The organism is Stenotrophomonas sp. WHRI 8082 (assembly GCF_040223995.2).
Lineage (GTDB): Bacteria > Pseudomonadota > Gammaproteobacteria > Xanthomonadales > Xanthomonadaceae > Stenotrophomonas.
This window is the reverse complement of record NZ_CP167826.1, coordinates 782,992-796,242: the sequence shown is the minus strand read 5'-3', so window position 1 is coordinate 796,242 and position 13,251 is coordinate 782,992. Positions and strand designations below refer to the sequence as shown.

General features: G+C 66.9%; 11 protein-coding genes. 7 read left to right on the top strand and 4 right to left on the bottom strand.

Going from position 1 to position 13,251, the window contains the following annotated elements; translation table 11 throughout:
* The first annotated feature begins 1 nt into the window (after window position 1).
* Complete coding sequence (pbpC, locus tag ABRP17_RS03555) at window positions 2-2,419, top strand: penicillin-binding protein 1C (protein ID WP_372486878.1); 2,418 nt, start codon at window positions 2-4, stop codon at window positions 2,417-2,419.
* A 78-nt stretch (window positions 2,420-2,497) separates the two neighbouring features.
* On the opposite strand, the gene ABRP17_RS03550 is transcribed toward pbpC, so the two are convergent.
* Together ABRP17_RS03550 and ABRP17_RS03545 are read right to left on the bottom strand one after the other, a co-directional pair.
* The gene (locus ABRP17_RS03550; RefSeq protein ID WP_188324640.1) at window positions 2,498-3,067 is read right to left on the bottom strand and encodes a bacterioferritin; all 570 of its coding nucleotides are present in this window, start codon (window positions 3,065-3,067) and stop codon (window positions 2,498-2,500) included.
* Window positions 3,068-3,111: 44 nt separating this feature from the next.
* Entirely contained in the window at window positions 3,112-3,594 is a 483-nt protein-coding gene (locus ABRP17_RS03545; RefSeq protein WP_349986228.1) for a peroxiredoxin, read from the bottom strand.
* A gap of 195 nt (window positions 3,595-3,789) precedes the next feature.
* On the opposite strand from ABRP17_RS03545, the gene ABRP17_RS03540 reads away from it, so the two are divergent.
* Window positions 3,790-4,686: a DnaJ C-terminal domain-containing protein gene (locus tag ABRP17_RS03540; protein ID WP_192080251.1), complete on the top strand. Its 897-nt coding sequence runs from the start codon at window positions 3,790-3,792 to the stop codon at window positions 4,684-4,686.
* 447 nt (window positions 4,687-5,133) lie between these two features.
* Here the strand turns inward: ABRP17_RS03540 and pilH are convergent, their stop codons facing one another.
* Window positions 5,134-5,505 carry a twitching motility response regulator PilH gene (pilH, locus tag ABRP17_RS03535; RefSeq protein ID WP_349986393.1) on the bottom strand — a complete coding sequence of 124 codons (372 nt, stop codon included), beginning with the start codon at window positions 5,503-5,505 and terminating at the stop codon, window positions 5,134-5,136.
* 89 nt (window positions 5,506-5,594) lie between these two features.
* Window positions 5,595-6,590: a YhdH/YhfP family quinone oxidoreductase gene (locus tag ABRP17_RS03530; RefSeq protein WP_349986394.1), complete on the bottom strand. Its 996-nt coding sequence runs from the start codon at window positions 6,588-6,590 to the stop codon at window positions 5,595-5,597.
* 143 nt (window positions 6,591-6,733) lie between these two features.
* Between ABRP17_RS03530 and hflK the strand changes: the two genes are divergently transcribed.
* The 5 genes from hflK to ABRP17_RS03505 all read left to right on the top strand — a co-directional run bounded on the left by hflK (window position 6,734) and on the right by ABRP17_RS03505 (window position 12,832).
* Window positions 6,734-7,867 carry an FtsH protease activity modulator HflK gene (gene hflK, locus ABRP17_RS03525; RefSeq protein WP_188324635.1) on the top strand — a complete coding sequence of 378 codons (1,134 nt, stop codon included), beginning with the start codon at window positions 6,734-6,736 and terminating at the stop codon, window positions 7,865-7,867.
* Complete coding sequence (gene hflC, locus ABRP17_RS03520; protein WP_188324634.1) at window positions 7,864-8,727, top strand: protease modulator HflC; 864 nt, start codon at window positions 7,864-7,866, stop codon at window positions 8,725-8,727. The genes hflK and hflC overlap by 4 nt, the downstream gene beginning before the upstream one ends.
* Window positions 8,728-8,795: 68 nt before the next feature.
* A complete protein-coding gene (locus tag ABRP17_RS03515; RefSeq protein WP_349986395.1) occupies window positions 8,796-8,981 on the top strand; it encodes a DUF2065 family protein in 186 nt (61 codons plus the stop codon).
* A 224-nt stretch (window positions 8,982-9,205) separates the two neighbouring features.
* Window positions 9,206-11,332 (top strand): M13-type metalloendopeptidase, encoded by a 2,127-nt coding sequence (locus tag ABRP17_RS03510; protein WP_349986396.1) that lies wholly within the window; start codon window positions 9,206-9,208, stop codon window positions 11,330-11,332.
* A 207-nt stretch (window positions 11,333-11,539) separates the two neighbouring features.
* Window positions 11,540-12,832, top strand: coding sequence for an adenylosuccinate synthase (locus ABRP17_RS03505; protein WP_188324631.1), 1,293 nt, complete (start codon window positions 11,540-11,542; stop codon window positions 12,830-12,832).
* The last annotated feature ends 419 nt before the right edge of the window (window positions 12,833-13,251 follow it).

Below are 13,251 nucleotides of genomic sequence, written 5' to 3'. Positions count from 1 at the left end.
AATGGCTCGCCCGTGTTGCTGTTGCCGGCAGGTGCAGCGCGTGATCGCATGGTCCGCCCGCGTCCGCCGTCGCCTCCATCGGTCTGGTCCGATTCTGCGCTGGGTGCGCTGGGCGCTGGCTGCGCTGCTGGTGACGCTGCTGGTGATGGACCTCGTCTTCCCGCCGCCGCTGCCGACGCGGCGTGACACCAGTACGCTGGTGGTAGCGCAGGACGGCAGCCCGTTGCGCGCCTTTGCGGACGCAGAAGGGGTGTGGCGCTATCCGGCATCGGTGGACGCGGTGTCGCCGCTCTATCTGCAGGCCTTGTTGGGATATGAGGATCGCTGGTTCTGGCGCCACCCCGGCATCAATCCGGTCGCACTGCTGCGTGCAGGCAAGCAGATGGCAGGGCAGCGCCGCATCGTATCCGGCGGCTCGACCTTGACCATGCAGGTCGCGCGCATCCTGGATCCGCACACGCGTACGCCATGGGGCAAGCTCAAGCAGGTACTGCGGGCGCTGCAGCTGGAAGTACACCTCAGCAAGCGCGATATCCTGACCCTGTACCTGGAGCGCGCGCCGTACGGCGGCACCATCGAAGGGGTGGAGGCGGCGAGCTGGGCGTATCTGGGCAAATCCGCAGCGCACCTGTCGCACGCCGAAGCGGCCTTGCTGGCCGTTCTGCCACAGGCGCCCAGCCGGCTGCGCCCCGACCGGCATCCGCAGGCAGCGCAGCGGGCACGGGACAAGGTGCTGGCGCGCATGCAATCGCTGCAGCAATGGCCCGCCGACGTGGTGGCCGATGCGCGCATGGAAACCGTGGTCGCCCGTTCCCTGCGGCCGCCCCTGCACGCGGCCCTGCTGGCCCAGCGGCTGCACGCAGCGCAGCCGGACCAGGCGCGCATCCAGAGCAGCATCGACATCGACCTGCAACGTACGCTGGAAGAACGCCTCGCCAGCTATTTTTCCACCCTGCCCGAACGGACTTCGGCAGCGCTGCTGGTCATCGACAACCAGACCCTGCAGGCGCGCGCTTATGTAGGCACCTTGAATTTCGGTGATCGGCAACGGCTGGGCCATGTGGACATGGTGCAGGCCTGGCGTTCGCCAGGCTCCACGCTGAAGCCGTTCCTGTACGCCATGGCGCTGGATGACGGACTCATCCATTCGGAGAGCCTGCTGGTGGATGCGCCGCAGAGCTTCGGCGGCTACCGGCCGGGCAACTTCGATGAGGCCTTCAATGGCCCGGTGAGCGCGGCCACGGCGTTGCGGCTATCGCTGAACGTGCCTGCCGTGGACTTGTTGGATCGTGTGGGGCCTGCGCGCTTTGCCGCACGTCTGTCGCATGCCGGCATCCAGTTGCGGTTTCCGCGCGGCAGTTCACCGAATCTTTCGTTGATCCTGGGCGGCACCGGCGCGCGCCTGGAAGACCTGGTGGGTGCCTTTTCCGCGTTGAACCGGGGCGGAATCGCCGGGCGCGTGCGCTACACCGATGAGGTGCCTCTGCAGGAGCGCAGGCTGGTGTCACCGGGCGCGGCATGGATCACCCGCGAGATGCTGGAGGCCAACCCGCGGCCGGGGCAGGGCACCGATACCTTCGACGTGGGAGGGCGCCCGCGGGTCGCGTGGAAGACCGGAACCAGCTATGGCTACCGCGATGCCTGGGCGATCGGCAGCACGCGCCAGTACACGGTGGGGGTATGGGTCGGACGGCCCGATGGCACACCACTGCCCGGGCAGTACGGCGCCGTCACGGCGCTGCCGCTGATGTTCGAAGTGGTGGACAGCCTGCCGCGCGGTGCAGGCGCGGGCCACGCCGTGCCGGCGCCCGTGGGCGTCAGCCAGGCCGACATCTGCTGGCCCGGTGGCGGGCTGGCGTCCGAGCTGCCGCCCGCTTTGTGCCAGCGACGCCTGAAGGCGTGGCTGCTGGACGGCAACGTGCCGCCGACCTTCGCCGAGCGCGATGCGCGCCGCTGGCAGCCCGGCAGGCAGCGCTACCAGGTAGACGCCGTCACGGGCCTGCGCCTTTCAGCCGACTGCAGCGCGGTGCACGATGAGGAAGAGCGCGAGATCGCGCGCTGGCCCGCGCTATTGTCACCGTGGCTGCCAGAGGCGGCGCGCAAGGCCTCGCAGCTGCCGGCACTGGCACCGGATTGTCGTGATGATGGGCGCCAGTCCAGCATCGCCCTGCACATCGACGGACTGAACGACGGCGCGACCTTGGCGCGTGCGCCCGGCAACACCCAGGGCGTCCGCCTGCAGCTTCGCGCCCTGGGCAGCGAGCACGAGATTGATTGGCTGATGGACGGGCGCTGGTTGGCACGCACCCGCGGTGCGCAGCCCTTCAATCCGGTGCTCGAGCAGACGGGCGCACACACGCTGACCGCGCTTGCCAACGACGGTGCATGGACCCAGGTGCGTTTTACAGTGGCGCGTTGATGCTGGACGGCAGGGCATCGGCCTGCGCAGTGGGTGACGACAGCCGGCCGTCACCCACTGCCCTGCTGCATGGGCGAATTACTTGCCGATCCAGCCATCCAGCAGGTCAGCGAACTCATCCGCGTGTTCCTCTTCCTGCGCGAGGATCTCCTCGAGGATGCGCTTGGTCGTGGTGTCCTTGTCACCGACGAAGTTGATCATCTCGCGATAGCTGTCGATCGCGATGCGTTCGGCAATGAGGTTCTCACGCACCATGTCACGCAGGTCGGTGCCTTCTTTGTATTCGGCATGCGACCGTGCGGTCAGCGTGTCGGGATTGAAATCCGGCTCGCCGCCCAACTGCACGATGCGCTCGGCCAGCTTGCCCGCGTGTGCCTGTTCCTGCTGCGCGTGTTCGAGGAATTCGGCCTTCACCGACTCGGCGAACATCCCCTTGGCGGTGAAGTAGTGGCGGTAGTACCGGAGCACGCACACGTATTCGGTGGCGAGGGCATCGTTGAGCAGTTTGATGACGGCCTTGCGGTCGGCACTGTAGGAATCGGTGATCGCCCCATCTTCCACATTGCGGCGCGCGTTCTCACGCAGTACCTGGCGGTCGCTGATGCCAGCGGGATGGGCGGGATGCGGTTGGTTGGCTGGCTTTGACATGGCTGGCCTTTTCTCCTTTCGGTGGGGGACGCGTGGTCGTCGACCTACGCGGGTAGCTGCTGCAGCACGTGGTCGGCGGAGGACACTTCGAACGCGCCCGGCGCATCGACCCATGCGCCACGGACGGTGCCGTCCTCCACGTAAAGGGCAAACCGGCGGGAGCGGGTACCCATGCCGGATGCACTCGCGTCCAGCTGCAGATCGAGGGCCCGGCTGAAATCGCCGTTGCCGTCGGACAACATCAACAGTCCGTCCGGCACGTTCTGGTCTTTTCCCCAGGCGTTCATCACGAAGGGGTCGTTTACCGCCATGCAGTACACCTCGATGCCACGCTGGCGGAACTCGGCAAAGCGCGTGACGAAGCCGGGCAGGTGCTGTGCCGAGCACGTCGGGGTGAAGGCACCCGGGACGGCAAACAACACGACCTTGCGGCCCTCGAACAGGGCACGGGTATCCAGTGTTTCGATGCCATCGCGGATACGCTTGAGTGTCACTTCCGGAATGCGGTCGCCGACGCGGATGCTCATGGGGTCTCCTTGCAGGCCTGCAGGGTAGGCAAGGCCGTGGAATGGCGGTGTCAACGGATTGAAAAACCGGCGTTGAGGCCCATCTGCCGAACCAGGCGCCGCGGGTGCAGCTGCTGACCGGCCCCGCACGCGGCTGCCGCTAGAATATGCATGGGTCGGCGCCCCCGGTGCCGACGGATCAATCGAGGTAGCACGATGGAATTCAAGGATTACTACGCCACCCTGGGTGTCGAGCCGACCGCAGGCGAGGCCGAGATCAAGACCGCCTACCGGCGGCTGGCACGCAAGTTCCACCCGGACGTCAGCAAGGAGGCCGGGGCGGAAGACACGTTCAAGGGCATCAACGAGGCGTACGAGGCCCTGCGGGATCCGCAGAAGCGCGCCGCCTACGATCAGTTGCGCGCGCAGGGCTACCGGCCTGGCGAAGAATTCAATGTGCCGCCGAACTACGGTGGTGGCGCAGGCTTCAATTTCGAAGAGGTATTCGGCGGTGGCGGCGCGGCCAACGGCGGCTTCAGCGACTTCTTCGAGAGCCTGTTCGCCCGCCAGCGCGGCGCCGGTGGCCGTGGGCCGGGCCCGGGGTTCAGCAGTGCCGGCCAGGCACCGCAGCGTGACACCCGGGCCAAGCTGTCGGTTCCGCTGGAGGCGGCCTACAACGGCGATACGCTGCGCATCACCGTCAACGGGCGGCAGCTGGACGTGCGTGTGCCCAAGGGCATCAAGCCGGGGCAGGTCATCCGGCTGGGCGGGCAGGGCACCGACGGCGGAAATCTCCTGCTCGAAGTGGAATACGCCGCGCACCCGCAGTTCGAGGTCGACGGGCGCAACATCCTGTACACCCTGCAGGTGACGCCCTGGCAGGCGGCGCTGGGCACCAGCATCAGCGTCCCGACGCTGGGCGGCGCGGTAGACCTGAAGATCGCGGCCGATTCCGATGCGGGCCGCAAGCTGCGCCTGCGCGGGCGCGGGCTGCCGGGTAATCCGGACGGCGACCAGATCGTGGAACTGGAGATTGTGGCCCCGGCGGCCACCGACGAGGCCCAGAAGAAAGCCTACCAGAACCTGGCGAAGGCGTTCGGCGAATCGGTGTAAGGGTGCGTGGGGGGCCACGTCATCGCATTCGCGCTGCCGCTCCCACGCTTTGCTGCGCAAACCGTGGGCCCCGCCTCACCATCACCCACACCCCGCCGCTTCGCGGCCGCCCCTGACTCAGGGGCTCCCTCCACCCGACGGATTATCGCTATCTGTAGCGCCGAGCCGTGCTCGGCGGAATGTGCCCGCCAACGGCCCGCTGCGCTCGCCGACCATGGGTCGGCGCTACCGCTTTTCTTTCTTTTCATACGCGGCGGGCGGCCACGGAACCTGTCAGGGGGCCGGGCGGTGGGGCTGGGCGGGGGCGTTGAGCGCCATGGATGGCGCGAAACGAGGCCCGCATGGATGCGGCTCTTGCCGTCCCCCGCCCAGCCCCACCGCCCGGCCCCAGCATGAGATTCGGCTCTTCAGCACACCGCGAGGGGGTCTCACCCGTTCGACCAGCCGTCAGGGCTGCCCGGCGAACACCCGCTCCAGCACCTCGGACAGCTCATCTTCCGAGAACGGCTTGGTGATGTACGCCTTCGCGCCTTGGCGCATGCCCCACATGCGGTCGGTGTCCTGATCCTTGGTCGTGACCAGGATCACCGGGATGTGCCGCGTGGATGCGTCGCGGGCCAGCGTGCGCGTTGCCTGGAACCCGTTGAGGTTGGGCATCACCACATCCATCAGGACCAGATCGGGCAGCGCGGCGCGTGCTGCTTCCACGCCTGCAGCACCGTCGGTGGCGGTCAAGATCTGGTGGCCGAGTTTTTCGACGATGCGCTGTATCCCCAACAGCTGCGACGGCGAATCGTCGACGATAAGGATGCGTGCCATGTTGTTCCCCAAGTGATGCCAGCAGTGTAGTGCGCTGCTCATGGCAGGGTGAAGCAAAGGCCGCACCGTCCGTCGCCCGCCTGCAACGTTCAGTCGATCCGCACGACCGTGCGCCCCGTCGATCCCCCGGCCAGCATTCCAGCGAAGACCTCGGGCAGGTCGGCGAGCACCACTTCCCGTGTGCAGATGGCATCGAGGTGTGCGGGCCGCCAGGCCGTGCCCAGCTGCGCCCAGACCTGTTCGCGGAGCGCGCGGGGTGCATTGGCCGAGGACACGCCAAGCAGTGACACCCCCCGCAGGATGAAGGGCATGACGGTCATCTCCAGCGATGGACCCGCGGCGAGACCGGCGCTGACCACGCTGCCGTAGGGTACTGTCTGGGCCAGCAGGCTGGTCAGCATCGTCCCGCCTGCACTGTCCAGGCCGCCGCCGAAACGCGCCGACTGCAGCGGCCCGGCATCCGCCAAGGCCTCACGCGGCAGCACCTCGGTGGCGCCCAGCGAGCGCAGCCAGTCGGCTTGGCCGGGCTTGCCACTGATCGCATGCACGGCATACCCCGCGCGGCTGAAGATATCCACGGCCAGGCAGCCAACGCCGCCGCTGGCACCGGTCACCGCCAAGGGACCATGAGCGGGGGTGAGCCGGTTGTCCTGCATGCGCAGCAGCGCCAGCGCGGCCGTGAATCCGGCGGTGCCGATGACCATCGCCTCGCGCGGGGACAGCCCGGACGGCTGGGCGATGACCGCGCTGGACTCCAGGCGCACGTACGGGCTGTAGCCCCCGTCGCGGGTCTCACTCAACCCACATCCGGTCGCCAGTACGGCATCGCCCTCACGCCAGGCCGGATCCGTGGAGGCCACTACCGTGCCGGCGACATCGATTCCTCCCACCAGCGGGAAGCGCCGCAGGATACGGCCCTTGCCCGTACCGGCCAGGGCGTCCTTGTAGTTAACCGAGGACCAGTGCGCCCGCACCAGCACCTGCCCGGCGGACAGGTCATCCAGGCCGATCGATTCCAGGCCGCTACGATGGCCGTGGTCGTCCTGGTGGATACGGAAGGCGGTGAAAGACGCGGGGAGGGACATTGCAACGCTCGCTGACGGGGAAATATCACCTTACCCCCTTCCAATCCTCCTGATCCGCCCCATCTTGTAGAATCAGGGAAACCGGTACAAGGCTGGTGTCACGGGAAGGGCCCGTGGCGCGGCCCAATACAGATGGAGCGTGCATGGCCTGGAATACACCCGGCGGCAACAGGGACGGACAACGTCCCGAAGACAACCGGCGGGGGCCTTCCAAGCCCCGCGGCGGCGGATTTGGTGGTGGCTGGGGTGGGTTCCCGGGGCCGTTGAAGGAAATGTTCGATGGAGGCATCGTCCGCTGGATCGCGATCGCGGCGGTCCTGCTGTTGCTGTTCTCCAGCTTCCAGCTGATAGGCGAACAACAGCGGGGCGTGGTCCTGCGATTCGGCCAGTTCTCGCGCATCCTGCAGCCCGGCCCGAACTTCAAGCTGCCGTGGCCGATCGAGTCGGTGACCAAGGTCAATGCCACGGAGATCAAGACGTTCTCGATCTCGGTGCCGGTGCTGACCCGCGACGAGAACATCGTCAACGTCTCGCTCAACGTGCAGTACCGCATCGACGACCCGCGCCTGTTCCTGTTCGGCACATTCGATGCCAACCAAGTACTGGAGCAGTCGTCGCAGAGTGCGGTGCGTGAAGAGGTCGGCCGTGCCGACCTGAACTCGGTGCTCAACAACCGTGGCCCGCTGGCGACGGCGGCCGAAACGCGCCTGCAGACCCTGCTGGCCGCGTACCGCACCGGTGTGACGGTGACCGGTCTGACCCTGCCTGACGCGCGTCCGCCGGAAGAAGTGAAGCCGGCCTTCGACGAGGTCAATGGTGCGCAGCAGGTCAAGGAGCGTCTGATCAACGAGGCGCAGGCCTATGCAGCGAAGGTGGTCCCGGAAGCGCGCGGCCAGTCCGCACGTACCCGCACCACGGCCGAAGGCTACAAGGCGGCGGTGGTCTCGCGTGCAGAGGGTGATGCCCAGCGCTTCACCCTGCTGCAGCAGCAGTACAAGAACTCGCCGGACGTGACCCGCAAGCGCCTGTGGCTGGAAACGGTGGAGCAGGTGCTGGCCGAAAACCGCAAGGTGATCGGTGGCGACAGCCGCCAGGTGCTGTACGTACCGTTCCCGGGTGAAACGCGCCCGACCGGTGCGGCGCAGCTGCCATTGACGAATCCGGATGTCGTGCTGCCTGCCGTGACCGGCAGTGCAACGACCGCTCCGCGTGATCCAGGTCGGCCGGTGGGCCGTCCGACGGGTCGACCGAACGGCCGTGAGGAGGGCAGCCAATGAGGAGTTCACTGTGGATCGGCCTGGTGGTCGTGATCCTGTTCGGCCTGCTGGGTTCGGTGTTCGTGGTCCGTGAGGACCAGACCGGCATGGTGCTGAATCTGGGCCGTGTGGTCCGTGCGGACATCAAGCCGGGCCTGCATTTCAAGGTGCCGCTGGTGGAGAGCGTGCGCGTGTTCGATCGCCGTTTCCAGGTGCTCGACACGGCACCGGCGCGGTATTTCACCGCCGAGCAGAAGGATGTCAGCGTTGACTTCTTCGCCATCGGGTACATCTCCAACGTGGGCGATTATTTCCGCGCCACCGGTGGCGATCCGCGCGTGGCCAATGCCCGCCTGGCACCGATTATCACCGACTCGCTGCGCAACCAGATCAACTCGCGTTCGTTGACCGAGCTGGTATCGGGTGACCGCAGCGAACTGATCGCCGATCAGCTGACCGGCATCAACGAGGCGGTGAAGGGCCTGGGCATGCAGATCATCGACCTGCGCATCAAGCAGATCGACCTGCCGACCGACAGCCAGGTGATCAATGATGTGTACGAGCGCATGCGTGCACAGCGCAAGCAGGAAGCCGCGAAGCTGCGGGCGGAAGGCGAGGAACAGGCGCTGACCATCCGTGCCCAGGCCGATCGTGAGGCCACGGTGCTGGTGGCCGTTGCCGAGCGTGATGCCCAACGGATGCGAGGCGAGGGCGATGCCGATGCCACGCGCATCTACGGGCAGGCGGGTTCGGCCGATCCCTCGTTCTACGCGTTCACGCGCAGCCTTGAGGCATACCGCAACTCGTTGACCGATGGTAATGGCGTGATCGTGCTGGACAAGAATGATCCGTTCCTGCAGTACCTGAAGAGCGACAAGTAAGTTCTGTAGTTGCTTCGTACGGGGCCCGGCATGTCCGGGCCTCGTGCTTTTCGTGGAGTTCAAACCGGATGAAAGACCTGTTCGCCGCGCTGTGCCTGGTGGCAGTGCTGGAAGGTCTGCTGCTGTTCGCCGCGCCGCTGGCGTGGAAGCGCATGGCCGAGCGCCTGCTGGACCTGCCCGGTCCGGCGCTGCGCAGTTTTGGCGGACTGGTGTTGCTGGCGGGCTTGAGCCTGCTGTGGTGGGTGCGGCACTGACACGCACCCTACTGACACGCACCCCACTGCCAGTTCCCGCTCATTGACGCATGCGTCCCTATGACGCCTGACGCACCTTCACTAGGGTTGGAGCTTCCTGGTCAGGAGGTGGAACGATGCCGATTGCAGTGGGGGATGTTCGCGCACGTCAGGGGAACAACGAGGTCGCGAGGGAAGCGCACCGCCAGCCCGTTTCAGGGCGTGCAGGCCGCACGCCGAAACGAGTGCCCGGCCTTGGCTTTGTCGGCAACCGGTCCTGGGATCTGCGCAGCGCGCTGACGCTGGGCACGGTCGTGTTGCTGGCAGGGCAGCAGGCGGCGTCACTGGGGGCGCGGGCCGGCATGCGGCGAGACGATACGGCCCTGCCACCGAGGCCCCCACCGGCGGGGTCATCCCTGCTGGCCGCCGTGCGCCCGCACTCCGTGCGCTGCGTGCCTGCCGCTGCACCGACACCTGCCGCACCACTTCCGCAGGCCTTCCACCCGGATCTGTTCAACCCGTTGGTGCAGCCGCTGGAAATGCTGGCCAATGCCGAAGCGCTCGCGGTGGCCGAAGAGAGCGGCGGCGCCGGCAGTTCACTGCTGTGGCAAGGCATCGCCGCGTGGTTTGCCACCCCCTGCGGCCAGCTCGACAGCTACGTCAACGGCTTCTGGAAACTGCAGCACCCACCGGGCCGTGAGATCCCGACCCGCTTCGCGGAAATGCGTCATCACGCCAGCGAGTCGTTGCTGCCGCTGGCGCAGCAGGCATCCACTGCAGCGGGGGGCGCCGAGGCCGCACTTGCCGCGACCTGGGCCGCCGCCGCCGATCCGGCGGGCCGGGGATGGTCGCATTTCCGGCCACAGCGCGATGCCATTGCCGCGCTCGCCAGCCGAGCCGACATCGAGCACCACATATGCCAGGGCATGCTGCGAGGGCAGGAGTCGGTGCTCGGCCTGCAGCGCTTCTTTCTCAACGGCGTGCTGGCCGCAGGTTTCGCGCTTGGCAGCCCGGATGGTGCGGTGTACGGCCTGCCCCCTGCGCATCCCGATGTGCTGGCGTACCGTGATCGCATTGCCGACCTGCTGCGCACGTCCGGCATGGCGCCCACCGACGCGGCTGCGGCCGCAGACACGGTGCTCGAGATGGAGCGCACGCTTGCCCAAGCCCCTGTGCAGGTGAATTCCTACACGCTTTCCCAAGCCGAGGCGGCGCTGCCGGGTTTTGCCTGGCAGACCGTCTGGCAAACGCTGGGCCTGGATCCGATGACGTCGCTGTACATCACCATGGAGAGTTGCAGGAAGCTTGACGTGATGCTGCAACGGCGCCCGCTTGCCGATTGGCGGGCATTCCTGCAGTACCACCAGGCGCGTCGCGCACAGGGGTATCTGCTGGGGAGTGTCGAACCGCCAGCGCGGCTGAAACAACTGGATGAAAGCCGCGGCGGCAGGTTGCTGCTCAGTGCGTGGTACGGCCAGCGCATGGCACCGGCGCTGACCGCGCCGGCGTTGGCGATGTTCGATGCGATCCGCCAAGTGTTCATCGACGACCTGGCGATGTCCGCGTTGCCCGATGGGGACCGCGCCTCGCTGCACGCCGCGCTCGAAGCCGTCCAGTTGGTATTCGACGACGCAGGCCAGCAGGTGCCCTGGGACGGATTCATCGCCTCGGCCTCGCACCTTGCCAATATGCAGGCGCTGGACGCGCTCGCGACGCGCAACGATCTGGCCATCATTGAAGGCCCCGCCGATTCCCTCATTACAGGACCTGCGCATCATCTCTCGCTCGGGACGAACGTGATCGACGAACGGGTCATGCTCTCGCCGGCGCTGCTGGACAGCCTTGAGCGCCTTGGCTCATCACGGGAGGAGCGCTGGGGCACGCTGGGTTTCATGCTGGGGCATGAGGTCGCGCATCTGTTGGGCGAAGCGCGCGACCTGAGCCCCGAGGCGGAAGCGCTGATGGCACGCGAAGACACTGCCATCCGACAACGTATCGGGGACATGTGGATAGACCAGACGCATCTGAACGCCACGCGCGTGCAGGAAGAAGCCGCGTGTGACCTGCGCGGTATAAGTGCGGCGCGACGCGCCGGGCAGGCCGAGGCCGAGGCGGCAGGGGAGTTGTTCGATTTACAGCGCTTTTTTCTTGCCGCCGCAGGCCTGCACGCCGCCAATCCCACCGAGCGCCAACTGCGGCGGCAAGTTGCCGAAGATGACCACCCGCCGGGCCCGTTCCGCGCGGGGTTGGCCCGATTCGTGCAGGGCTTCGACGGCGCCTTCGGTTGCACGCCGCGCCCCGCCCAGCCCTTCGAGTATCTATTCCCCGTGCGCGACGCCGCCGCCGGTACGACCGACCCCAACCGTGGCTGACCCGGACCCCGGCCGGGGTGGCACCTGCCCCCTGAAACCCGGATAATGCACAAAAGCCGGACGGGCCCTCCCGTTCGGCTTTTTCTGTGTCCGGGACCTTCCTTCGCCGGCGCCTCCCCGTTGGAGCCGCCATCCCGCGCTGGCCTGTCCTGCCACGGTTTACCCGTCAGCGGCCCCGATGGCCGCACACAATTCGAGGAGCCCGTCATGGGTCAGTCTGTCGTAGTGCTTGGTGCCCAGTGGGGCGATGAAGGCAAGGGCAAGATCGTCGATCTGCTCACCGAGGAAATCGGTGCCGTAGTACGTTTCCAGGGCGGCCACAATGCCGGCCACACGCTGGTCATCAACGGCAAGAAGACCGTCCTGCACCTGATCCCGTCGGGCATCCTGCGTCCTGATGCGCTGTGCCTGATCGGCAATGGCGTGGTGATCTCCCCGGCCGCGCTGCAGAAAGAAATCGCCGAGCTGGAAACCTCCGGCGTGGAAGTGCGCTCGCGCCTGAAGATCTCCCCGGCGGCACCGCTGATCATGCCGTACCACATCGCCCTGGACCAGGCGCGCGAACGCGCTGCCGGTGGCAAGGCGATCGGCACCACCGGCCGTGGCATCGGCCCGGCGTACGAAGACAAGGTGGCGCGTCGCGGCATCCGCATCGCCGACCTGCATTACCCGGCGCAGCTGGAAGAGCTGCTGCGGACCGCGCTGGATTACCACAACTTCGTGCTGACCAAGTACCTGGGCACCGATGCCGTCGATTTCCAGCAGACCTTCGATGAAGCGCTGGCCTTCGGCGAATACGTGCAGCCGATGAAGTCCGACGTGGCCGGCATCCTGCATGACCTGCGCAAGCAGGGTAAGCGGGTGCTGTTCGAGGGTGCGCAGGGCGCGCTGCTGGACATCGACCACGGCACCTATCCGTACGTCACCAGCTCCAACACCACCGTCGGTGGTGCACTGGCCGGTGCCGGCGTCGGCGCTGATTCCATCGATTACGTGCTGGGCATCGCCAAGGCCTACGCAACGCGCGTGGGCGGTGGCCCGTTCCCGACCGAACTGGACGACGAAATCGGCCAAGGCATCCGTGACCGCGGCGCGGAGTACGGTGCGTCCACCGGCCGCCCGCGTCGTTGCGGCTGGATGGACATCGTGGCGCTGAAGCGCGCGGTCGCCATCAACGGCATCAGCGGCCTGTGCATCACCAAGCTGGACGTGCTGGATGGCATGGAAAAGCTGAAGATCTGCATCGCTTACGAATACCGTGGCAAGCGTACCGAGTACGCGCCGCTGGACGGGCAGGGCTGGGAAGAGTGCACGCCGGTGTACCTGGAGTTCCCGGGCTGGACCGAGAACACCCACGGCATCACCACCTGGGACGACCTGCCGCCGGCCGCACGCGCCTACCTGCGTTCGCTGGAAGAGCTGGCCGGTTGCCCGATCAGCATCGTGTCCACCGGCCCGGACCGCGACCACACGATGGTGCTGCAGGACCCGTTCGCCTGATCCCAGGCAATGACGCGGTAGCGCCGAGCCCTGCTCGGCGGGCTTCACACGGAGGGCGTGGCGACCAGCGGTCGTCACGCCCTCTGCCGTTTTACACATCCGCCCATATCCCCGTCGGGCCATCGCATCGACGATGCAGAGGCTGGAATCAACAGTTCCAGCCGGGATTGGCATCTCGCTAGCTTTTCATTCAATCAACTCTGTTGCTGCCCCTCGGGGACGGCGGAGAATGCATCGTCCTGCCGTCTTACGGCGGACGGTGCGTGGGGATCTACCCGATCCGCCGGTTTTGATGATTGTGAAAAGCTCCGGTATGCCAACCCGCACCGTCCGCCACCCCGCATCCTGCGGGTGGCCACAGCGAAGGACAGGCATTCCATAGGTGAATTCTCTCCCCCCGGCGCACGGCTCCATGCCCT

Excerpts from the sequence above, each read along its gene's own strand:
- ABRP17_RS03545 (WP_349986228.1), bottom strand. The coding sequence starts at position 3,594 with ATGAGCATCCGCGTCGGCGACCGCATTCCGGAAGTGACACTCAAGCGT.
- ABRP17_RS03540 (WP_192080251.1), top strand. The coding sequence starts at position 3,790 with ATGGAATTCAAGGATTACTACGCCACCCTGGGTGTCGAGCCGACCGCA.
- ABRP17_RS03505 (WP_188324631.1), top strand. The coding sequence starts at position 11,540 with ATGGGTCAGTCTGTCGTAGTGCTTGGTGCCCAGTGGGGCGATGAAGGC.
- pbpC (WP_372486878.1), top strand. The coding sequence starts at position 2 with ATGGCTCGCCCGTGTTGCTGTTGCCGGCAGGTGCAGCGCGTGATCGCA.
- ABRP17_RS03530 (WP_349986394.1), bottom strand. The coding sequence starts at position 6,590 with ATGTCCCTCCCCGCGTCTTTCACCGCCTTCCGTATCCACCAGGACGAC.
- hflK (WP_188324635.1), top strand. The coding sequence starts at position 6,734 with ATGGCCTGGAATACACCCGGCGGCAACAGGGACGGACAACGTCCCGAA.
- ABRP17_RS03515 (WP_349986395.1), top strand. The coding sequence starts at position 8,796 with ATGAAAGACCTGTTCGCCGCGCTGTGCCTGGTGGCAGTGCTGGAAGGT.
- pilH (WP_349986393.1), bottom strand. The coding sequence starts at position 5,505 with ATGGCACGCATCCTTATCGTCGACGATTCGCCGTCGCAGCTGTTGGGG.
- hflC (WP_188324634.1), top strand. The coding sequence starts at position 7,864 with ATGAGGAGTTCACTGTGGATCGGCCTGGTGGTCGTGATCCTGTTCGGC.
- ABRP17_RS03550 (WP_188324640.1), bottom strand. The coding sequence starts at position 3,067 with ATGTCAAAGCCAGCCAACCAACCGCATCCCGCCCATCCCGCTGGCATC.